Annotated in this window: 16 protein-coding genes; 12 read left to right on the top strand and 4 right to left on the bottom strand. The window is 43.6% G+C overall.

Annotated elements, in window-relative coordinates; translation table 11 throughout:
• Positions 1–79 precede the first annotated feature (79 nt).
• Together WC615_RS09415 and rpsA are read left to right on the top strand one after the other, a co-directional pair.
• On the top strand, positions 80–757 hold the full coding sequence (locus WC615_RS09415) for a hypothetical protein (protein WP_372977853.1): 678 nt from the start codon (positions 80–82) through the stop codon (positions 755–757).
• Between the two features lie 212 nt (positions 758–969).
• A complete protein-coding gene (gene rpsA / locus WC615_RS09420; RefSeq protein WP_372977854.1) occupies positions 970–2985 on the top strand; it encodes a 30S ribosomal protein S1 in 2016 nt (671 codons plus the stop codon).
• A 92-nt stretch (positions 2986–3077) separates the two neighbouring features.
• Here rpsA and WC615_RS09425 read toward each other — a convergent pair whose 3' ends face one another.
• Positions 3078–5882, bottom strand: coding sequence for a hypothetical protein (locus tag WC615_RS09425; protein ID WP_372977855.1), 2805 nt, complete (start codon positions 5880–5882; stop codon positions 3078–3080).
• Positions 5883–6001: 119 nt separating this feature from the next.
• On the opposite strand from WC615_RS09425, the gene pyrR reads away from it, so the two are divergent.
• The 3 genes from pyrR to WC615_RS09440 all read left to right on the top strand — a co-directional run bounded on the left by pyrR (position 6002) and on the right by WC615_RS09440 (position 8148).
• Positions 6002–6547, top strand: coding sequence for a bifunctional pyr operon transcriptional regulator/uracil phosphoribosyltransferase PyrR (gene pyrR / locus WC615_RS09430; RefSeq protein ID WP_372977856.1), 546 nt, complete (start codon positions 6002–6004; stop codon positions 6545–6547).
• Between the two features lie 96 nt (positions 6548–6643).
• Positions 6644–7567: an aspartate carbamoyltransferase catalytic subunit gene (locus WC615_RS09435; RefSeq protein ID WP_372977857.1), complete on the top strand. Its 924-nt coding sequence runs from the start codon at positions 6644–6646 to the stop codon at positions 7565–7567.
• Positions 7564–8148, top strand: coding sequence for a hypothetical protein (locus WC615_RS09440; protein WP_372977858.1), 585 nt, complete (start codon positions 7564–7566; stop codon positions 8146–8148). The genes WC615_RS09435 and WC615_RS09440 overlap by 4 nt, the downstream gene beginning before the upstream one ends.
• Positions 8149–8450: 302 nt before the next feature.
• On the opposite strand, the gene WC615_RS09445 is transcribed toward WC615_RS09440, so the two are convergent.
• Positions 8451–9539, bottom strand: coding sequence for a hypothetical protein (locus tag WC615_RS09445; RefSeq protein WP_372977859.1), 1089 nt, complete (start codon positions 9537–9539; stop codon positions 8451–8453).
• 523 nt (positions 9540–10062) lie between these two features.
• The gene (locus WC615_RS09450; protein ID WP_372977860.1) at positions 10063–11367 is read right to left on the bottom strand and encodes a flavin monoamine oxidase family protein; all 1305 of its coding nucleotides are present in this window, start codon (positions 11365–11367) and stop codon (positions 10063–10065) included.
• A 189-nt stretch (positions 11368–11556) separates the two neighbouring features.
• On the opposite strand from WC615_RS09450, the gene WC615_RS09455 reads away from it, so the two are divergent.
• Positions 11557–13884, top strand: a complete 2328-nt coding sequence (locus WC615_RS09455) for a glycoside hydrolase family 65 protein (RefSeq protein WP_372977861.1) — start codon at positions 11557–11559, stop codon at positions 13882–13884.
• A gap of 115 nt (positions 13885–13999) precedes the next feature.
• Complete coding sequence (locus WC615_RS09460; protein WP_372977862.1) at positions 14000–15709, top strand: alpha-amylase family glycosyl hydrolase; 1710 nt, start codon at positions 14000–14002, stop codon at positions 15707–15709.
• A 2-nt stretch (positions 15710–15711) separates the two neighbouring features.
• Here WC615_RS09460 and WC615_RS09465 read toward each other — a convergent pair whose 3' ends face one another.
• Positions 15712–16431 (bottom strand): TylF/MycF/NovP-related O-methyltransferase, encoded by a 720-nt coding sequence (locus tag WC615_RS09465; protein ID WP_372977863.1) that lies wholly within the window; start codon positions 16429–16431, stop codon positions 15712–15714.
• 273 nt (positions 16432–16704) lie between these two features.
• Between WC615_RS09465 and WC615_RS09470 the strand changes: the two genes are divergently transcribed.
• From WC615_RS09470 to WC615_RS09490, 5 genes are all read left to right on the top strand, one after another.
• Positions 16705–19119 (top strand): glycoside hydrolase family 31 protein, encoded by a 2415-nt coding sequence (locus WC615_RS09470; RefSeq protein ID WP_372977874.1) that lies wholly within the window; start codon positions 16705–16707, stop codon positions 19117–19119.
• 252 nt (positions 19120–19371) lie between these two features.
• A complete protein-coding gene (gene glgB / locus WC615_RS09475) occupies positions 19372–21555 on the top strand; it encodes a 1,4-alpha-glucan branching protein GlgB (RefSeq protein ID WP_372977864.1) in 2184 nt (727 codons plus the stop codon).
• 2 nt (positions 21556–21557) lie between these two features.
• Entirely contained in the window at positions 21558–21749 is a 192-nt protein-coding gene (locus tag WC615_RS09480) for a hypothetical protein (protein WP_372977865.1), read from the top strand.
• 110 nt (positions 21750–21859) lie between these two features.
• Positions 21860–22759: a helix-turn-helix domain-containing protein gene (locus tag WC615_RS09485; RefSeq protein ID WP_372977866.1), complete on the top strand. Its 900-nt coding sequence runs from the start codon at positions 21860–21862 to the stop codon at positions 22757–22759.
• A gap of 51 nt (positions 22760–22810) precedes the next feature.
• On the top strand, positions 22811–23533 hold the full coding sequence (locus WC615_RS09490) for an SDR family oxidoreductase (RefSeq protein ID WP_372977867.1): 723 nt from the start codon (positions 22811–22813) through the stop codon (positions 23531–23533).
• The last annotated feature ends 67 nt before the right edge of the window (positions 23534–23600 follow it).

Genomic DNA, 23600 nt, shown 5'->3' on the forward strand with positions numbered 1-23600 from the left:
TTTTATAATATCTGTAAACCCCTTTAAACTTTAGCCCGATTTTTGTATTTTGTTCAAAACAGACGTTTCAACGCCTTTTATGAATTTTCTTTCTCATTATTATTTCGACCGGGATACCACCAACTGCTACTTTATCTTAGGTACTGTACTGCCCGATCTTTTAAAAAATGCCGATAAAACCATTGTACTACACCCCGAGCATCTGGTTCATGCCGATCCCCGCGTAAATTCGATTATACAGGGGTGGAATAAACACCTGCTGGTAGATAAATATTTTCACTCGGCCGATTTTTTTCTCACCCATTCACACAACCTCAAAAATCTGCTGACTCCGGTTATTACCGAATCGCCGGTTAAACCTTTCTTTTTGGGGCATATCGCTATCGAACTGATACTGGATAACCTGCTTATCACCACCAACGAAATAAGTGTAAGCGAATTTTACGACCATTTGGATATTTGCGACGACGATGTTATCCGCGAGTTTTTAGATTTTGCCGGGATGAAGAACCCCGATGTGTTCTTCAGGTTTCATGCCGAATTTAAACGCAGCCGCTATTTAAACACCTATATTAATATAGAGCAGGTAACCTACGCTTTAAAACGCATTTGCATGCGGGTTTGGCGCAACCCTTTTACCCCGCAACAGGAAGCCGAAATGACCGTGTTGTTATTAGATTACCGGCTGGGGCTGATATCACATTTCATGAGTATCTACAATGAAATAGGGGTAAAGCTTAGTTCATCAGAAGAATAAGCCTTAACATCGTTGCTTTTTGATGAGCTATTGTACAATTAATCAGTGCACTTAACCCATATCTGCTGCGGAGTAACTTCAAAATCGTAAACTTTTTAATAAAAGTGCTTAAAAATCAATAATTAACAGTAAAAATATTTTTATCTATAAAAATTATATCCGTACCTTTGCAGTCCCAATTAAGTGTTGGGAAAAAGGAGTAAAATTTATTAATGGCAAAAAAACAAGAAGCAGAAAAAGAATTAAAAGCGAAGCAAGCTGAACTGGATACAGTTACGGCAACTGCTGAGAAAGAAACAATTGAATCAGAGGCTGATTCAATATCAATTGAAGACATCAAGTCACAAATTGCAGCAGCACCACAACCAGATCAGGATTTTGACTGGGATGCTGATGACAAGAAATTTGGTAACTACAGCGATAGCGACCGTGAGCAATTAGAGAAACTTTATGATGGAACATTCAGCTCTATCACTAAAGGCGAAATCATCACCGGTACTGTTGTAAACATCAATAACAAAGATGTGGTATTAAACATCGGGTTTAAATCTGACGGTTTAGTATCTGTTTCTGAGTTCCGTGATACACCAGACCTTAAAGTTGGTGACACAGTTGAAGTATTTGTAGAATCACAGGAAGATGCTAACGGTCAGTTAGTATTATCTCGTAAACGTGCAAAAACTCAAAAATCATGGGAGCGCATTAATTCGGCTCTGGATAACGATGAGATCATCACCGGTTTTGTAAAAAGCCGTACTAAAGGTGGTTTAATTGTAGATATTATGGGCGTTGAAGCCTTCTTACCAGGTTCACAGATCGATATCAAACCAATCCGTGATTACGATGTGTACGTTGGTAAAACAATGGAATTTAAAGTTGTTAAGATAAACCACGAGTTTAAAAACGTTGTGGTATCGCACAAAGTGCTTATCGAAGACGATTTGGAAAACCAAAAAACCGAAATTGTGGCCAAACTTGAAAAAGGCCAGGTATTGGAAGGTACCGTTAAAAACATTACCGACTTTGGTGTATTTATTGACCTTGGTGGTGTTGACGGTTTACTTCACATTACAGATATATCTTGGGGCCGTATCGAGCATCCAAGAGAAGTTCTTGCATTGGATCAGAAGATCAACGTTGTTGTTCTGGATTTTGATGACGAGAAAAAACGTATCGCTTTAGGTTTAAAACAATTAACTCCACACCCTTGGCAGTCATTAGATGAAAATCTACAGATCGGTTCAAAGGTTAAAGGTAAAATTGTAACTGTTGCTGATTACGGCGCGTTCTTAGAAATTATCCCGGGTGTTGAAGGTTTGATCCACGTGTCAGAAATGTCATGGTCTCAAAACCTGCGTAACCCTCAGGAGTTCTTGAAAGTTGGCGACGAAGTTGAAGCTCAGGTATTAACCTTAGATCGCGACGAGCGTAAAATGAGTTTAGGTATCAAACAATTGACTCCTGACCCATGGCAAAACGCAGGCGAGAAATACGCCATTGGTACTCAGCACCTTGCTACAGTTAAAAACATGACCAACTTTGGTGTGTTTGTTGAATTGGAAGACGGAATTGACGGCCTTATCCACATCTCTGACCTATCATGGTCTAAAAAAGTAAACCACCCTAACGAATTTACTAAGGTTGGCGAAAAATTAGACGTAGTAGTTCTGGAGCTTGATATCGATAACCGTAAATTAAGCTTAGGCCACAAACAGCTTGAAGAAAACCCTTGGGATACTTTTGAAACCATCTTCACTATTGATTCAATACATGAAGGTACCGTGTTAAAAGTAACTGATAAAGGTGCTATCGTAGCTTTACCTTACGGTGTTGAAGGCTTCTGCCCAACTAAACACCTGGTAAGGGAAGACGGTAAATCAGTTAAAGCTGAAGAAACCGCTGAATTCAAAATCATCGAGTTTAACAAAGAGAACAAACGTATTGTAATTTCACACTCACGTATATGGGAAGAAGCTCGTGCTGATGCTCGTGTTCAGGAGTTCGAAAACCGTAAAAAAGAAGCAAAATCTGCTAACAATGCGGTTAAGAAAGTGAAAGAATCAGTAGAGAAATCAACTTTAGGCGACCTCAGCGTTCTTGCTCAGTTAAAAGAGCAGATGGAAGGTGCAGAAAGCAAAGCTGCTAAAAAGCCAGCTGCTGCTCCTGCTGCTAAAAAAGCTGAACCAGAAGCTGAAGCTCCTGCAGCTGAAGAGACTGAAGAAGTTTAATCTTTTAAAGTTTACATACAAAGCCCTTCCGAGCAATCGGAAGGGCTTTTTTTATGCCCGATATTTTGTTATGATAATGTGTAAAGGCTATCTCAATTAACAGGTTTATTATCAACCTTTAGTTTTAGGGTTTGTACGCCGAAATGCCCCAGCATATCTGTACCCTCCAAATTTACAGTGTAGGTCGATGGCTTATCGGCCGTGTAGAAGGATAGGGTTGCTTTACCATTTTCATCAGTTATTAAACTGGGCTCCCAGTGTATGGTTGTGCGGTTTACCTGGTTATCGTAAGTGTTGTTCACTGTATAGCGTGGTTTGTAAAACTGCCTTGCTTTATAGGCTGTTTCGGGCCGGTAAACGTATATGCCCGATGGCGAACTGGTGGCTGGCCCGTTCCCCCCGCGGGTTTGGATAACCAAATAAGCAAGAACATCTTTAAAGACCCAGCTATACGAATGGTATACAACCATTTGCTTTACATCTGCCGCCAACATTCCGGTTAAGTACGATTTTAGAAAGTTAAAATGATTATTCGGTACATCCGTTATGGTATAAAACCTTGCTACGTTAATACCATCTATAATAAACCATATAACAGGGTTGCCATTCATCAGGAAATTGCTGTTAGGGTTTCCCCTGTATCCGCTTACCACCTTAAAACCTTTTTGGTTGGCAAGCAGGTAATCGTAAAGATTTTGCCGGCCGGCTTTTATGAGTTGTTTTTCATCTATCAGGGCATCATAAAAATCAATGTCATCGCCGTTGGCATCTTTTAACGTTGTGGTGCGTTTGGCATTAACTTTTACCTCACCCAGCAGTGTACCTTTAACATCTCCCAAAGCTATTTTTTCTGATGCTTGTTTATTGGCTGTATTATTCTCGTAATACTTTAGCAGGGTATTATCGGTATTTACAAACCAGGGCATAAGCGGGTTGGTATATAAAGGCATTTTTGACGATTGTTTTATTTCGTCGACAACTACTTCACCACCAAAAGTACTGCCCTTTTTATTGTTTACCTTAACCGTATATATCACCGAATCGAGGTAGGGGATATTATCAAAAACAAACCGCCCGTTTTTACCGCTTACGGTATCCATTACCATCAAAGTTTCTTTGTTTGATAGAAGTAAGGTTACCTTGGCCTTGTCTATAGGCTTTTTAAACATACCGTATAAACTGCCACTTAGCATATTGCCTGTTTCGGGTAAAAATCTTGGCTCTTTTATGGTGTGGGCAAGGTTATCCCAGTTAAAACCCGTCCACCCCTGTGTTAGCAGCAGGTCATCCAGCGCCGGGGTGGTTTCTGCATTATTACCCGCAAAATACCAACCGGGTTCTTCAATGTTTCCCTTTAGTTCGGATGCCAGCAGCATACTGCTTAAAATATTATTGCCATAGGCAGATGTCTTTACCTGGGCGTCGTCGGTAACTGCCGCTGTAAAAACACTGTTACGGGCAGGGCTGCCATCGGGGTTAAGCACGGTAACGGCTATGGCTACACTATCTTTGGGCTGGTAGGTGAGTTTATGGGTCACCGGGGTAATGGCAAGCCTGTCGTGCCGGTCAATAAACACCTTGCGTTCATTTAGCGGGGTGCCTGCATCATCAAATACGGTAAAGTTTACAATGCCGGTAACAAACTTGCTTTTGGGGAGGCTTACGTTGTAGTAGCCTTTATTTAAATTAAAAGCAGTGCCAAAGTAAATAGTATCTTTTGCCTGGCTTACCAGGCTATAGGTTTTGTTTTGAGCAGCTATATCGGCAGTGGCGCTAATGTAAATATTAATGGTATCAGCCTTAGATATATTATCGATCCTAAAACCAATACCTTTTGCATTTACCTGTGGCAACGCTATCGTTTTAATGTTGCCCGCATATTTAACCTGCGCGCGGTAAACCTCGTTGGCTAAAGGCACCATTCTAAAATTGCCTATACCGTTATGTGCCGATTGAAACCCGCCCACTTCGCGGTTCTTACTATCAACAATTACACCCGATACATTTATGCCCAGTCCATCCTCGCCGATGGCTTTAAAGGCTATTTTATTAAGCAGCCCTGCAATCAGGTTGCCTCCTTCGGGCATAAATTGCACATCAATGTTTTGCGTTTCGCCACCGGGATAAAAGGGGAAGCTTTGCCGGGTTTTTTTATCGGTGCTGTTTTGCAGAACCAGTTTTAAATTACGGGTATCGGCATTTGCAGGGAGGGCCCAACTGGTTTTAAAAGTGCCCTGGTCTGATGTGGTGAAGGCCTTTTTAAATACCGTTTTATTCCCATTTACAAGTAGCAGCTGCACATCCGTGTACATCACCGGGCTGTTTTTGGTATCGTTTAATTGCACGGCCAGGGTAACTTCTTTGCCACCGGGCGTGGTTTTTACGGAGTGCTGCTCGCTGATGAGCCAGTTGTTTTTGCTGTCGTCGCCAATATAAAATCGTTTATGAAAAAATTGCTCCTCGCCAAAGTTTTGCATCCAGTTTGTATAAGCGCGCAGGGTATATCCACCATCTCTCAGTCCGTTGGCAGGCAGTTTAAAATCGCCCTCACCTAAACCATTTACAACAGGGATAAGGAGCCTGTGGGTAACTCGGCTGCTATCATTTATCAGTTCTACATAAACCTTATTGCTGATGAGCGATGGCTGCCTGTTTGATGCATTTACCAGGTAAACCTTAAACCATAATGTATCGCCGGCAAAATAGTTTGGCTTATCTAAAACCAGGTGCAGCTTTTCTGATGGCAGGCGTGCCTGGTACTGCTCTATTTTGCTGACAATATCTTTACCCCCCGTTGGTTTGCTTTGAGCAATAGCTTTACCCTGCCACAACATCATCATGAGGATATAGCAGTTAATAATAGAGAAAAGGCGGAGAGAGGTTTTTTTGTAGCGCATATTATAAGGTTACAAGGAGTGTTAAATTTAATAAATTGACCTTTCATTTTCAACTAATGTGTATTCGCTATTCTACAAATCGCCAAAAAAAATTACCTTTGCCCAAATCCACCCTTACGATGCAAAACTTAACGCTGCTCGACGGTCAAAAATTTCAAATAACAATTCAGCGTTTATGTCGTCAATTAATTGAAAATCATAACGATTTTTCAGGCTCTGTTTTAATTGGCATACAGCCACGCGGCATTTACCTGGCTAAACGCGTAGCCGAAGAATTAAGAAAGATACTACCGGAAAGTAAAATAGAACAGGGCGACCTGGATATCACCTTTTACCGCGACGATTTTCGCCGCCAGGGCTCGCCACTGGTGCCTAACCAAACCAAAATAGATTTTATTATTGAAGGTAAGAAGGTAATTATGATGGACGATGTGCTGTGGACAGGCCGCACCATCCGCGCCGCTATGGATGCCATGCAGGCATTTGGAAGGCCCGAGAAAGTGGAGCTGCTTGCACTGGTTGATCGCCGCTATTCACGCCATATTCCCGTATCGGCAGATTATGTGGGGATAGAGGTTGATTCTATCGCATCGCAAAAAGTAGTGGTAAGCTGGAAGGAAACCGATGGCGAAGACAGGATTGTTTTAGTATCAGAGGCAAAGTAACCAAGCGTCATTGCGAGGAACGAAGCAATCTCACGATAGCAGGTAACGAACAGGCAAATAGAAAATAAATAAATCCGATATCCGAAATAAAAACGAATGGCATTAAGTACAAGGCACCTATTAGGAATTAAAGATTTGAACCGCTCAGATATCGAACTGATATTTGAAACCGCCGATAATTTTAAAACGGTGCTGAACAGGCCGATCAAGAAGGTACCATCGCTGCGCGATGTAACCATTGCCAATATCTTTTTTGAAAACTCTACCCGTACACGGCTTTCATTTGAACTGGCCGAAAGAAGGCTTTCTGCCGATGTGCTGAACTTTGCGGCATCATCATCATCGGTAAGCAAAGGCGAAACCCTGATAGATACTGTAAACAATATACTGGCCATGAAGGTGGATATGGTTGTAATGCGCCATCCTTATGCGGGTGCGGGCATTTTCCTATCCAAACATGTAAAGGCCCAAATAGTGAACGCCGGTGATGGCGCACACGAGCACCCTACACAGGCGCTGCTTGATGCGTTCTCTATCCGTGAACGTTATGGCGATGTTGCCGGTAAAAAGGTGGTGATAGTAGGAGATATCCTGCACTCGCGCGTAGCGCTGTCAAACATTCTTTGCCTTAAACAATTGGGCGCCGAGGTGATGGTTTGCGGCCCTACAACACTTATCCCCAAATATATTGGCTCGCTTGGTGTTAAAGTTGAGCACAACCTGATAAAAGCCCTTAACTGGTGCGATGTAGCCAATATGCTGCGCATTCAGCTGGAGCGCCAGGACATTAAATATTTCCCATCCCTGCGCGAATACACCATGATGTTTGGCCTCAACAAACAGATCCTGGACTCACTCAACAAAGAGATCACCGTTATGCACCCCGGCCCCATAAACCGAGGCGTTGAAATAACCAGCGACGTAGCCGACAGCAAACAGTCGATCATTCTTGACCAGGTGGAAAATGGCGTAGCTATACGTATGGCGGTGCTGTATTTATTGGCCGGCCAAACACCATGAACCACCTTATAAAAAATGAAAGCTTTAAAGAATGGATGATAAGCTTTGGCAAAACCAAAGCTACTATCCTGTATATCGCATATTTAATTATATTAATCACTGTGCTTCTTGTAGTTCACAGTTTGATTTTCTACCATAATTTTTACGGCTCGTTTATAGCTAACAAAGGTTTTATATTGTTCGGAGTAGTGGTAGCATCGCTTAACTCCTTAAGGTTTTATGACGAAGCTATTGCTGAAATAAAATATGCCGAAGAACTTAAAAGAAAAGGGCTGATCCGCCTGGATATACTGAATATTGAATTTGTGAAGAAATGGGAGGAAATGAAAGCGAACGGGTTTGCCAAATATATCTTCTTTAACGGTGGTTTAATTTTAGGTTCGGGCTTATTTATTTTAGTATCATTCTTCATGTTCCCTAAAGCAAAACCGGAAGGAAGGCAATTCGAAGAATTTTCTGATATGTTATATTTCATGTTAAAATATTACATAATAGGATTTTTATCTGGCGCACTTATCAATTTACTGATTTGGAACAATAACGAACGCCGACTTAAACGTTTGACAAATCCTATAGATTGAACGTCGCCGTTGTCGTGATTTGCCCTCATTTTGTCGCTTTTTCCTGCCGTTGTTGGTGTTGTCACCAACAACCTTTAAGCAAGGTAGCAAATAAGCGTGGCGGCTTGTTGGTGACAACACCAACAAGGGTGAAATGGCCGTTTCAATTGACCCGGCGCGTTTAGGGAATTAATTCCTGCCGTTGTTGGTGTTGTCACCAACAACCTTTAAGCAAGGTAGCAAATAAGCATAGCGGCTTGTTGATGACAACACCAACAAGGGCGAAAAATGGCCGTTTCAATTGACCCGGCGCGTTTAGGAAATTAATTCACCTTCAGCTCATCCCAGCCCATTACCACTGTTTGATTTGCCTGGCCCCAAAATGTAACCGTTTTTCGCCTTGGGTCTAATGTAATTGACCACAGATAACGTGTGCCGGGCTTTCTCCATTGTTTAACAAGGTTTCCTTCGTTGTTATAAGCTACAATGCCTATACTATTATCGTTATTCTTGTAATCAAAGGCCCAATAAGTATAATCATGAAAAAGCAAAACCAAGTATTGCTTACTTTCTGTATGCGAATTAGGCCCTGTTGTCCATCCGGTTTTTAGCTCAGCGGGCAGGAATGGAGCGGCCGATACAGGCATTTCCTTTATTTCCATGTTCGCAAATTTGTCGGAGGCGGCACCATTCAGGTCAGGCTCTCCAACATTCAGATCATCCCAGGGAAGGGGTATTGTTTTGTTGCCCTGCCCCGTAAAATTAACACGTTTGTTTGGCACATCTACAGTGATATCAGTGATGTAGCGTACGCCTTTTATTTCCCAGTCTGTTACAATTTTTCCATCCTTATTAAAAGCTATAATGGCAAAGGCAAGGCGGTTATCCGGATGCTCATAAACCCTGTAGGTGTAATTTCCCCAGGCCAGCACCGGCACTCCCAGCCTTTGGGCCGTTTCATTCGACTCAAGTTGCCAGGTGCTGTATAAACCGGCAGGTATGGCCGGGGCTTGCGAAACCGGGATTAAACTTACAGCAGGGGGTGGGTAAAGGCTGTAATATTGCATCTCGTTAATACACAATTCATCCAGTTTAACAGTTAGCTTTTCGTTGCCTTGTCCCCAAAAGGTTAAGGCTTTTTCGTCACGCTGTAAGGCGACGTCCCATATATAGCGCGGGCCTTGTTTTTCCCATTGTTTTATGATGTTGCCGCTGTAATCGCAAACTGCGATTGTGAAAGCAAAACGATTATCCAGGTATTCAAATGTCCAGTACATATAGCCTCCCCAGATCAACACCGGGGTTGCCTCACGCTGATCAAATGTTTCTGGACCTGATGCCCAACCGGGTCTTGTGCCTGCAGGTGGTGCAGGTGATTTTGAAGCCGGAATTAATTCGATAAAGGGTTGCATAAAATGTGATAGGTTAAAAGTTAACGAAAGTTAATGAACAACCTTTATTGAGCATAAGTTTTTTTAGCCTTTTTATGACCCTTTTTACACCCTCTTTAAAGCGCTGTCGCATTTATGCTGTTGTTACCAATAATCTTTAAGCAAGTAGCGAAATGGTGTCCCATTTTGTTCCATTATTAAAAAAATGGAACAAGCCTTAATTTTTAAGTGTATATGAATCAGACTCTTAGTTAAAGTGCCTGTGTTGCCTGAAAGTTTATGATATATCCTAAAAAGGCCGAAACAAGGTCGAAAAAAGGTCAAAATATTCTAATATTTCCGGATGCAATTTTGTTCCATTTTTTCAAAAGAGCGAGACAAAATTGTATTTTAATAAATAGGTGTATATGAGTTTATTAGAAAAATATTGCAAAGTATTTGTTGAGCTACTGACAAAATCCTGTCAGTATTAATATGTTTATTATCAATAAGTTATTAGTGTTCCGTTTGTTCCATTTCAGAATGGAACAAACCAGTAATAAGTTTAATGTTTTAGCATCTTACTGGCCACCTCAAGGCCGCTGGTTAGTGCCGCTTCTACCGTGCCCATGGCCGTGCCATCATATAGATATTCGCCTGCAAAAAACAGCGTGTCCTCAACGGGCGTGTTTAATACCTTACGAGCCCCGGGCGCTTCAACAGTATCGTAAGCGTAAGACCCACGGGTAAATGGGTCGGCCGTCCAGTTCATGATGCGGTAGGCAATGAGTTTGCCTTTCAGCGCTTCAAAATCTATCTTGAAAATATGAGCTAACGATTGCAGGCCTTGCTCCAAAACATCGGTATTTGGTGTAGTGGTTTTATCCGCCGCGGCCGGGCCGCCTATCCAGCCGGTAAGCACGGTGGATTGGTCGGGCACCTGCGTCCACCAGGTAGGGATCTCCTCATCACTAAACAGGTAACCCATTTTATCAACGTTTATGCCGGCTATTTCATGGCTTTGCTTATCCAGCCAAAAAGCGCTGTCAAACTCAAATAATAACTTTATAACTGCGCCAAAGCCCATTTGCTGTATAGCTTCGGCATGTTTGGGTATTTCAGGCGTAAAAACTATAGCACCGGTCTCGCCTTTTGTGGCCTGTAATACACCTAATGGGGTAGCTATTAATAACTGCCCGGCTTCGGAAACAAAGCCATCAGCGGTAGTAACTTTTACATTTCCTTTTTTCCATTCTATTTCTTGTACCACTGCATTCAGGAATATCTCGCCGCTGCTGGCTTTACACTCACCGGCCAGGTAATTTATCATACTGCAATAACCGCCATCTACCCGGTGCTGGGCGTCCATTTCTTCGTGCTGCCATTCGTTACGCAAGGCAAAAGCGCTTGCGTTGCGCGGGTCGGCAGTGTCATAGCCGGATACATAACTCCACACCGAACTTCGCAGTTCCGCATATTTATCCCCGGGGAATTCCTGCTCTATAAAATCCCATACGTTAGTGTCTTGTTCCAGTTCGTTTAGTTTTTTAAGGAGCAGGTCCCAATCTTCTATTACCATGCTGTTCTCCTTAAACTCACCCTTCTCATAACGCCACATTTCGGCATTGGCGCTGCGGTAACCTATACCGGCTTCTTTTAAAAGATTGAGCGTAACAGGCAGGTCGCCGTGTACAAATTCGGCACCCAGCTCGGTATCCTTAAAAAAGAATTCATCACTTAAAGTATGGATACGGCCGCCCATTCGGTTGCGGGCTTCTAATACGGTAACCTGTTTGCCGGCTTTGCTGAGGGTGCGCGCAGCCATTAAACCGGCTGTACCAGCCCCGATTATTAAGATCTTGTTTTTCATGCGTAGGTAACGCAAGGTAAAAGTTATGCGCCGAAGATGCAAGTGTTACTCACCCCCGCTTTGCTTTGCGCGCAGTGTACCGATGAAGGGGGGAGTAAAATGTTTGCTATGTAATTTCTACACCTACTAATCAATGTTTCTCTTATTTTAGCCAAAACTATTGCCCGCTAACAATGTACCCATATAGCAATGAAACAATATTTTAAGGTTGACGAGTGGAAGATCATCGAAGAGGGTTTCGACCCGCATTATAACAAAGTAGCCGAAAGCGTTTTTAGCCTGGGCAATGGCCGTATGGGGCAGCGCGCCAACTTTGAGGAAGCCTATAGCGGCGAAACCCTGCAAGGCAATTATGTGGCCGGTGTTTATTATCCCGATAAAACCCGTGTGGGCTGGTGGAAGAACGGCTACCCCGAATACTTTGCCAAAGTGCTTAATGCCGCCAACTGGATAGGTATTGATGTTTGGATAGGCGATGAACAGCTCGATCTGGCTAAATGCGAGGTGTTATCCTTCCGCCGGGAGCTGAATATGCAAGAAGGCTACCTTAAAAGAAATTTTACAGCTAAAACAGCTTCAGGTAAAGAGGTGAAAGTAGAGAGCTTCCGCTTTTGCAGTATGGTTGATGATGAATGCGGCGCTATAAAATATACCCTTATTCCGCTGAATTTTGAAGGTGAGATAACGCTCACCCCGTTCATTGATGGCGATATCGTAAATAAAGACTCCAACTACGATGAAAAGTTTTGGGATGAGGTAAACAAAGCGATTGATACCGATAAGGGCTACGTACAGTTACGTACCAAAAAAACAGGCTTTGAGGTTGCTACGGCGATGAAGTTTAGTATTGAGCAGGATGGTAAGCCGGTCAGCGTTCAATCAAATCCCATCCAAAAGGAAAAATATATAGCAGCGGAAGTAAAGTTACAGGCTAAGCAAGGCCAATGTATTACGCTGACCAAGTATGCCGCAAACCTGTCTTCGCAAAACCACCCGGCTGCTGAACTGGCAAGTTTATCGGCAGATGTACTAACAGTGATTGCCTCCAAAGGCTTCGATACTCTATTGGCCGAACAAGCCGCTGCCTGGGCCGAAAAATGGAAGCACAACGATATTATCATAGAAGGTGATGCCGCCGCGCAACAGGGTATTCGTTTCAATATCTTCCAGCTAAACCAAACCTATACCGGCGAGGATGATCGCCTGAACATTGGCCCCAAAGGCTTTACCGGCGAAAAGTACGGCGGCTCTACCTATTGGGATACCGAGGCTTATTGCGTACCATTCTACCTGGCAACGGCAGATCAAAAGGTTGCGCGTAACCTGCTGTTATACCGCTATAAGCAATTGAGTAAAGCTATTGATAACGCCAAACTACTGGGCTTTAAAGATGGCGCGGCACTATACCCCATGGTTACCATGGATGGCACCGAATGCCATAACGAGTGGGAGATCACCTTCGAGGAGATCCACCGCAACGGGGCTATTGCTTTTGCTATATTTAACTATGTGCGTTATACAGGTGACGAAACTTACCTTACCGACTATGGTTTGGAAGTGCTGATTGCCATTTCCCGCTTTTGGGCGCAAAGGATCACCTGGTCGGCAGAGCGGCAGCAGTATGTGATGCTGGGTGTTACCGGGCCAAACGAATACGAGAACAACGTGAACAACAACTGGTATACCAGTACCATCGCGGTTTGGTGTTTAAAATATACCATCGAAGCTATTGGCAAAGTAAAACAAGCCAATCAGACTAAATACAACGATCTGGTTAATAAAATCAGTTTCCGTGAAGAACAGGAGTGCGAGAAATTCGCGGATATCATTGGCAAAATGTATTTCGCACATGATGATAAGCTTGGGATCTTTTTGCAGCAGGATGGCTATCTGGATAAAGAACAGATATTGGTAAAAGACCTGCCTGCTACCGAGCGCCCGCTGGTGCAAAAATGGAGCTGGGACAGGATATTGCGCTCTGTATTTATCAAACAGGCAGATGTGTTGCAGGGACTATATTTCTTCGAGGATAATTACGATATCGATACCATCCGCAGGAATTATGACTTTTATGAACCGAGGACGGTGCATGAGTCGTCACTATCGCCCTGCGTACACGCCATATTAGCCGCTAAGCTGGGCGATGTTGAGCGCGCCTACCAGTTTTACCTGCGGACCTCAAGATTGGATATAGACGATTATAATAACGATACTGATGATGGGTGCCATATCACTTCTATGGCTGGTACGTGGATGGCCGTAGTGGAAAGTTTTGGCGGGATGCGGGTAAAAGATGGGGTGTTATCGTTCAATCCATTATTGCCTGCAGAATGGAGGGCATTGTCATTTCAGATCGGGTTTAGGGGAACATTGTTGAATATTAGGATAAACAAAGAGGGGGTAACAATTAAGAATCTGTCCGATACAGAGATCACCATAAAGATCTACGGAACCGATACTCTTATAAAATCAAATTCAGAAAAACTAATGCCCGTTCAAGCGTCCACGCTTGGATGATAGATGATATGAGCTTCCACGCTCACGAGAACTCGGCAGCGTGGAAGCTGTAAATGCATTAAAGTCAAGCGCAGACGCTTGACCTGGCGGTGAATGACAAATATAAATCAACTAAATGCCCAATCATAAATTAACTATATACCAGCTATTGCCACGCTTATTTGGCAATAAAAATACTACAAACAAGTTCTACGGCTCGGTAGAAGAGAACGGCGTGGGTAAGCTGAATGATATCACCCATAAAGCCCTTGCCGAAATTAAAGCAATGGGTTTTACACATGTTTGGTACACGGGTGTGATAGAGCACGCCACCATGACGGATCATTCCGCCCACGGCATTAAAGTAGACGACCCTGATGTAGTAAAAGGTCGCGCCGGCTCACCATATGCCATCAAAGATTATTACGATATCGCTACCGACCTGGCGGTTGACCCGGAGTTTCGCATCTCGGAGTTTAAAGAATTGGTTGGCCGTACACACCGGGCTAAAATGAAGGTGATCATCGATTTTGTGCCTAATCACGTTGCCCGTACCTATGCTTCGGATGTAAAGCCCGACGGCGTGCGCGATTTTGGCGAGGACGATGATAGTACCATGAACTTTTCGCCCGATAACGATTTTTATTACATCCCGGGGCAGCCGTTTATTGTGCCGGGCGGTTATAATCCCGGCGGCGATGAATTTACATCGCCATTAAAGGATGGTAAGTTTGATGAGTTTCCCGCAAAAGCTACCGGTAATGACGTATTTAATCCCGCACCTACCATAAACGACTGGTTTGAGACCATTAAACTGAATTATGGGGTTTACTATTTGGATGGTAAGAAATCGTATTTTGATCATATCCCACCGCTTTGGCATAAAATGTTCCATATTTTAACCTATTGGGCGCAAATGGGGGTAGATGGGTTCCGTTGCGATATGATAGAGATGGTGCCGGTTGAATTTTGGGCATGGCTTATCCCTAAAATTAAAGCCGCTTACCCCGATATGATATTCATCGGCGAAGCTTACGATAAAAACCAGTACTACAACTATATCCACAATGGTGGGTTCGATTACCTGTACGATAAGGTAGGGCTTTATGATGCCATCCGCAGGCTAACCTGTAACGAGCCCGGCGCGTCTACCTGGGAAATAAACGCCGTATGGAACAATCATTGCCGCGGCATCGACGAGCATATGCTGCGTTTTATGGAGAATCACGATGAACAGCGCGTAGCCAGCCGCTTTTTTGCAGGCGATGCCGCACTGGCCATACCGGGGATGATTGTTAGCGCAACACTGGCAACCGGCCCGGTAATGATATATTCGGGGCAGGAGGTAGGCGAACCTGCAGAAGGCGAAATGGGTTTTAGCGGCGATGACGGCCGTACCACCATATTTGATTATTGGGGCGTACCCGCACATCAGCAATGGATGAACAACGGCGTTTTTGATGGTGCAAATCTTTCATCGGCACAAAAAGAACTGCGTAATTTTTATGGCAAGTTGTTGAATTTGGTGAAAGATAACGAGGCTTTAAGCCAGGGCGGGTTTTACGAACTGATGATAGCCAACGAGTACCAGCCCGGGTTTGATACCATGCTTTACATTTACCTGCGTTATACTGGCAACCAAAAGGTGTTGGTAATAGCCAACTTTAACCGTGCCGAACGTGCCATCAATATTAAAATACCGGTAGAATTGCTTGCGCAGTTTAACCTTAGTGGCCCTGCTGTTTTTACAGATATGTTAACAGGCGCTACCTTTAATACGGTTGATATTGATGCCGGCATGCCGGTTGTTATAGGGGCGAGTAATGCTTTAATGTTAACACTATAGTATTAAACCTTACGGAAATACGCATGCAGATAGGTGTTGCCGTATAAAGCCATTATGGTTTCGGGCTTGCCGGCAAGGAATTCGTCACAGGCAAGTTTTACACCGGGGGCTACATTTGGGGCTATGCCGTTTTCTGCCGGGTCGTTATAATCCATCATGATGCATATGGCGCCTGTAGCCATGCGCGGGTAAACACTTTCAAGGCAATGCATCATTACTTTTTTGTGCTCTAACGGGTCGCCACCAAAACCACAATCTATATGGATAAAGGAAAGTTTTTCGGGTAATTCTGACGGCAAAGTGTCAAAAAAATTCCCCTTATGTATCACAGGTGCTTTTAGGCCGGCAGTAATAAAATTCTCTTTTAGCTTTTCTTCAATATCACCCTTGAATTTAAACGAGACTCCAAAGCTGTCATACACATGAAGCTTTTTATCAGAGCCGTTCACTTCTATGATCTTTTCAAAAAGCGCGGCACATTGGCCGGTGAATGTACCTAATTCTATCACATCGCCCGGTACGTTGCTGGTTATAATGTTGGTTAACAGGTGGTAATAGTTTATTCGTTGCTCAACGGTGTTCATATCAACACGCGTATCAAGCTGCTGTACCTGGTAGCCCAGGTCCACAAAACGTAATCCTTTATTTATAAAGTTTATAAGTGATACGAATTTTTTTTTGCTGTTTGAATAAGGTGGCTGGGTGATAAAATAATTATTCATTTTGCAATTGTTAGGATAGTTTGCCCTAAGTTATTACAATATTCTTAAAAATGGTATATAGCTGCCAAAAGTTGAGTTTTGGCGTAATTATGGCTTGAAAATTCAGGAAATAATCGTTTATTAGCTGTTACCAATAAATTAGCTGATGTAATAATTTGTGTTTATTGCGCTTTGGCCACTCAGCACAAATTGAATTTGAATTTTAATATGGCAGAAAATATACCTGACCCCAACCCGGAACTGATAACAGCAAAATTGCTGCAGGTGGAGGAGATGTTAGTTGAGGATGAAGAATTTCACCACTTAAATAACCCGGCCGATGGCATTAAACCCATCGTAAAAAAATACCTGGGCATACCCAATCATGCCGAACAGCTTGGCAATAAGATATTCTTTACTGATGGCGATGCCAAAGTAGAGGTTTTGATAGTTACTAACGAGATAATCCGTGTGCGTTTAGCGCCACACAGCGTTTTCCTGGAAGAGTTTTCATACGCGGTGCCTAAATTACCGCAAACCCCAGTTGAGTTTACACTATTGGAGAACGAGAATGAGTTCCGTGTAACTACACCGGCTATTAACTGCCACATCCGTAAGCAGGATTTCTTTATCTCTTTCTCGGATAAAAATGACCATGTAACCAGTGCTGATGCGGTACCGATGCACTGGGAAGAAAATACTCAATTTGGTGGTTACTACGTATTTTGCACCAAAACATGCGAAGAGCAGGAAAGCTTTTTTGGTTTGGGCGATAAAGCCACCGAATTTAACCTGCGTGGTAAGCGGTTAAAAAACTGGAACACCGATGCTTATTCATTCGGTTTTAACCAGGACCCGCTTTACCGTTCTATTCCGTTTTACATCAGCGTAAGCGATGGCATTGCCCACGGGATATTCTTTGATAATACATTTAAAGCCCACTTTGATTTTGGTGGTGAAGACCCTACAAAAACCAGTTTTTGGGCTGATGGGGGCGAACTGCAATATTATTACATCCACGGCCCGCATATGATGGATGTGGTGAAGAATTACCACCTGTTAACCGGCACGCACCCTATGCCGCCGCTTTGGGCGCTGGGCTACCACCAATGCCGCTGGAGTTATTACCCCGAAAATAAAGTAAGGGTTATTGCCAATGGTTTCCGCCAGAACAGGATCCCTTGCGATGGTATTTACCTGGATATTGATTACATGGATGGCTACCGTTGTTTTACATGGAGCCCCAAATATTTCCCTAACCCTAAAAAAATGATTGCCGACCTGGCCGCCAGTGGTTTTAAAACCGTGGTGATCATTGACCCGGGCATCCGTGTGGATGATAACTACTCGGTATTTAAAGAGGGTAAAGAGAAAAAATATTTTTGCCGCCGTTGCGACGATTACTTTATGGAAGGCCATGTATGGCCGGGCCGCTGCCAGTTCCCTGATTTTACAAACCCCGAGGTACGCGCCTGGTGGGGCGACCTTTTTGACGAACTGGTTGAAGTAGGTGTTGCCGGCGTTTGGAACGATATGAACGAGCCTGCCGTTTTTGGCTCGGGCACTTTCCCCGATGACGTACGCCACCAATACGATGGCTACCGTGGGTCGCACCGCAAGGCGCACAATGTTTACGGTATGCAAATGGTACGCGCTACGTACGAAGGTTTGCGCAAGCAAATGAAAAATAAGCGCCCGTTCACTATCACACGTGCGGGTTACTCAGGCGTTCAACGTTACTCGTCTGTTTGGACGGGGGATAACGTAGCTTCATGGGAGCATTTAAAACTGGGTAACATCCAGTTGCAACGTCTATCTGTTTCAGGTATCTCTTTCTGCGGAACAGATATCGGCGGTTTCAGCGGCGAGCCTGATGGCGAACTGTTTACCCGCTGGATCCAGATGGGGACTTTTTCGCCGTTTATGCGTGCGCACTCTGCCGGTGATACCAAAGAGCGCGAACCATGGAGCTTTGGCGAGCCATTTACTTCCATTAACCGTAAATTTATTGAGCTGCGTTACCGGTTGATACCGTATCTGTACTCGGCTTTTTGGGAGCATCACCGTTATGGTTTCCCAATATTGAGGCCTGTTGTAATGCATGAGCAGCACGAGGTTTCTAACCATTTCCGCCAGGATGAGTTTACTTATGGCGATAAAATATTGATTTGCCCGGTGCTTGAGCCCGGCCAGAAAAGCCGTAAGGTTTACCTGCCAAAAGGCACATGGTACGATTTCTGGACACTGGAGATGGTAGACGGGGGCAAAGAAGTTGTAGTGCAAACCCCGCTGGATGTTATGCCGATATTTATCAAAGCCGGTTCTGTTATCCCCGAATACCCGGTTATGCAATACACCGGCGAAAAAGAGATAGAAGAAGTTAAACTGAATATCTACTATAGCGATTACGAGGTAAACTCGTTTCTGTTTGAAGATTACGGCGAAACTTTTGCTTACGAGCAGGATATTTACCTCGAAAAGAAATTTGTTGTAAAAGGCGATGCCGATAAGCTAACCATTAAACAAAGCATGGAAGGTTTATACACCCCACGCTATGAAGGCTATCATATTAAACTTAACGGCCTGCCGTTTAAGCCATCAAAAATTGTAGCCGATGGTAAAGAAATTGCAACCATCAATTCCAACCCTGATAAAACCTACGAGTTTAAATTCAGTAAGAATTTTAAACAGATAGAGATATTTAAATAGGATTTACATTTTTAACCACAGAGTACACAGAGTTTTTACGCAGAGGAAACAGAGAGAATATCTCAACCTCAAAAAGTAAAAGCTCTGTGCTCTCTGTGGTTCTTTCTTTGTGCCCTTTGTGGTTAAAAACTCAAATATTTCTTTAATAATAAACATCTGCCTTTATTGTATGTTCAATAATGATATATTTGATACATGAGGGATTAACATCCTGAAACCAGTTTAACCTATACGTACCAACAGCTGCTTACTATGGCAAAGAAAACTTTAAAACCCGATACTGCACTACCGGAAACAAAACCCGAAAAGGTGAAAAAAGAAACCAAGCCAAAAGCAACAGCCAAAGAAACCTGGCCGAAGGATGAGGAAGCACCGGTTGTTGTAAAAAAAGCAACGCCTAAAAAAGCTGTGGCTGAAAAGCCTGTTGCTAAAAAAACGACAACTCCGAAGAAATCAAAACCGCTGGAAATTATTGAGAATACCAATAACCTGAAAGCCGTTGAACCATACAGCCGTTTTACCGATTTTGATATCGACTTGTTTAAATCGGGTAAGCACTTTAAGCTTTACGAGAAGCTGGGTTCGCACGTGGTTGAGCATAAGGGCGTTGTAGGTACTTACTTTGCCGTATGGGCACCAAATGCCCAGTATGTTGCCGTAATAGGTAATTTTAACGGCTGGAACAAAGGTTCGCATTCCTTAAACTATCGATGGGATGCCTCGGGTATATGGGAAGGTTTTATCCCAAACATCGGCGTTGGCGAAACCTATAAATATTACATCAAATCATCAACAGGTGAAGACCTGGAGAAAAGCGACCCGTTTGCCCTACGCTGGGAATTGCCCCCGCGTACCGCATCCATAGTGGCCGATACTTTTTACGAGTGGGACGATAAACAGTGGATGGCCGATCGTTATCAGCATAACGCTTTAGACAAACCATACTCGGTTTATGAGATGCACCTGGGCTCGTGGGCGCGCAGCCCCGAAAGCCCCGAGGAGTTTTTAAGCTACAGGCAACTTGCCGAAACTTTGGTGCCTTACGTTAAAGAAATGGGCTTTACACATGTAGAGTTTATGCCTTTGATGGAGCATCCGTATTACCCAAGCTGGGGTTACCAGATCACCGGTTTCTTCGCGGCATCATGCCGTTACGGTACCCCGCAGGACCTGATGTATCTTGTTGAGCAATTCCACAAGGCAGGCATCGGTGTGATACTGGATTGGGTGCCTTCGCATTTCCCGGGCGATGCGCATGGCCTTTATAATTTTGACGGTACGCACCTTTATGAGCATGCCGACTTACAAAAAGGCTTTCATCCCGACTGGAAATCATACATTTTTAATTACGACCGCAACGAGGTGCGTGCCTTTTTAATAAGTAACGCTTTGTTCTGGTTAGACAGATATCACATTGATGGTTTACGTGTGGATGCGGTTGCATCTATGCTTTACCTTGATTATTCGCGTAACCACGGCGAGTGGGAACCAAACGTATTTGGAGGTAACGAAAATTTGGAGGCAATATCCTTCCTGAAGGAATTTAACGCTACGGTTTACAGTAATTTCCCCGATGTGCAAACCATAGCCGAGGAATCTACATCGTTTACAGGTGTTAGTCGCCCGGTGTTTACCGGCGGCCTGGGCTTTGGTATGAAATGGATGATGGGCTGGATGCACGATACGCTTGACTATTTCGCGCACGATCCGATCCACCGTAAGTATCATCAAAACCAGTTAACATTCAGCATGGTGTATGCCTTTACAGAGAACTTTATGCTGCCTTTCTCGCATGATGAAGTGGTATATGGTAAAGGATCTATGCTGAATAAAATGCCTGGCGACGACTGGCAAAAGTTTGCCAACCTGCGTTTGCTGTACAGTTTTATGTATACACACCCGGGCACTAAGCTGATGTTTATGGGCAGCGAGTTTGGGCAGGTAGCGGAATGGAACTTCCAGAAATCGTTAGACTGGCACCTGTTGGAACATATGAGTCACCAGGGGATAAAAGAAGCTGTTAAAGCTATTAATCAGTTATATAAATCAGAACCTGCCCTTTATGAAAAGGCTTTTGAGTGGACTGGTTTTGAATGGATAGATGCCGGCAATCTTGACGATTCTGTTTTGGCCTACACCCGTAAAGGTGTTGACAGGGAGAACGATCTGGTAGTGGTATTAAACATGACCCCGGTACCTCATTATAATTACCGTATTGGCGTACCTGCCTCAGGCGATTGGCAGGAGATCTTTAACTCGGATGCGGAGAAATTTTGGGGGAGTGGTTTGATTAATTTCGACCCGATAGCATCTGAAGCTACCAGCTGGCATGGAAAAGATAATTCTATAAGTATTACAACGCCTCCGCTGGGTGCAGCTATATTTAAAAAAGTATCCGGCAAAGCCGAAAAGAAAAAATCTAAAAGCAGCAAATAATTATGGCCGGTAAGTTTTTCTATTTGTATTTTGTAGGTGGCACGGTAGCCCTGGCATTGCTTATCTATAGCATCATTATTGCCTATCCGGCAATAAATACCGGCGGCGCGCTGTTTTATGTGATACCAACCCTGCTATTGTACTACATGGCCTATAAAACATGGCATGTAAAGAATGATAGCGAGTTGATGTAAACAGCCACCTTGTAATACTGAACGTAGTGAAGCATCTAATCGCCAACTTGTAAGTGGTATATTAGAGCCTTCGCTCACGCTCAGTATGAAAAGTTAGATTTATAAGTAATATGCCTGCTTTAACAGCGCCCGAGAAACATATCATCCCAAGTTATCCTTTAGTAACCCTTGATGGTGGTAAACCTACTATGATAGAGGTGCACGAGGCTAACGGCGTTGATGTTATTATAGAAGATGCTTTCCTGCTTCCGCATCGTAAGGATTATTACTTTTTTGCATTTGTAGAGGAGGGAGACAGTCGCCACTGGATAGATTTTACATCGTACACCGTTAAACCCGGTCATTTCTATTTTACCGTACCGCAGCAGGTTCATTTGAAGGAAGAAAGCAAACCCATAAAAGGATACATTGCCGGTTTTACTGAAGAATTTTTGCTGCTGGAAGAAAACCGCATGCTGCGCCAGTTACCCATTATTCAAAACCCGGCAGGTGCGCATGAGATAGTTTTGAGCGCAGATGAGATCATTTACCTGGAAGATGTGATGCGGAAAATGACCATAGAGTATAAAACAGGTAGTACCTGGCAAAACCAGATGCTTGCATCATGGCTTCGGGTACTCATCATTTATCTTAGCAGGATATATACCGAGCAATTTGGCGAGAGCAAAATAACCCAGAACCATTACCTGCTAAAAAGCTTTCAGGAATTGATAGGGGAGAACTACACTCAACTGCATGATGTGGCGGCGTATGCCAACCTGCTAAACATTACGCCCGGTTATCTTAATGATGTGGTGAAACAACAAAGCGGTAAAACGGCAATCAGTCATATTCATAACCGATTGGTTGTTGAGGCCAAACGCAAACTTTTACATACCGACCTTTCGGTAAAACAGGTTGCAGACGAACTAGGGTTTGAAGATGCAGCCTATTTTAACCGTTTCTTTAAACGCCTTACCGATAACACTCCTATGGCATTTCGCCAGCAAATCCGCGATATGTACAGTTAATGCCTTACTATGTGCAGTGATAGAAAGTTAGTGCTGCTGTAGCTTTGCTATATGAAAAAACAGACCGTATTAATTACCGGTGCCAATAAAGGTATTGGCCTGGAAACCGCCCGCCAATTGGCAAATGCCGGCTACCATGTATTTTTAGGCTGCCGCGATAAGGAAAGGGGCAATGAAGCTGTATCGCTACTGCACAGCGAGGGTTTAAATGATGTTGAATTGCTATTGATAGATGTTGTAGAGGATCAATCGGTACTGCAAGCATATGATGAACTGGCAAAACGCATTGATTATTTAGACGTGCTGATAAACAACGCAGGCATCCCGGGAAGTATCCCTCAGCCAGTGCTGCAAACTCCTATTGAAACCTTTAAAAAGGTATATGAGGTGAACGTTTTTGGAGTTGCCCGTGTTACAAAAACATTTGTACCGCTGATGCAAAAAGCGCCAAACCCAAGAATAGTGAACGTAACGTCTGACCTTGGCTCGCTTGGCCTGCATACCGACCCAACCTGGAGGCACTATGATGTTAAAACCGCCGCATATGGGCCATCAAAAAGTGCATTGAATGGTTATACCATTGCTTTGGCTTATGAGTTAAAAAATTTCAGAGTGAACGCAGTAAATCCGGGTTATACCGCAACCGACTTTAACAACAACCAGGGGTATAAAACTGTAGAAGAAGGTGCAGCACCTATTGTACAGTACGCTATGATTGATAAAGACGGCCCAACCGGCGGCTACTTTAGCGACTATGGTGTAACGCCCTGGTAAGAAATAACCGCGCGTTATGGCGAGCGAAGCGTGGCAATCTTCGATAGGTAAATAGCCTACTTTTCTA

This window comes from Mucilaginibacter sp., assembly GCF_041663085.1.
GTDB lineage: Bacteria > Bacteroidota > Bacteroidia > Sphingobacteriales > Sphingobacteriaceae > Mucilaginibacter.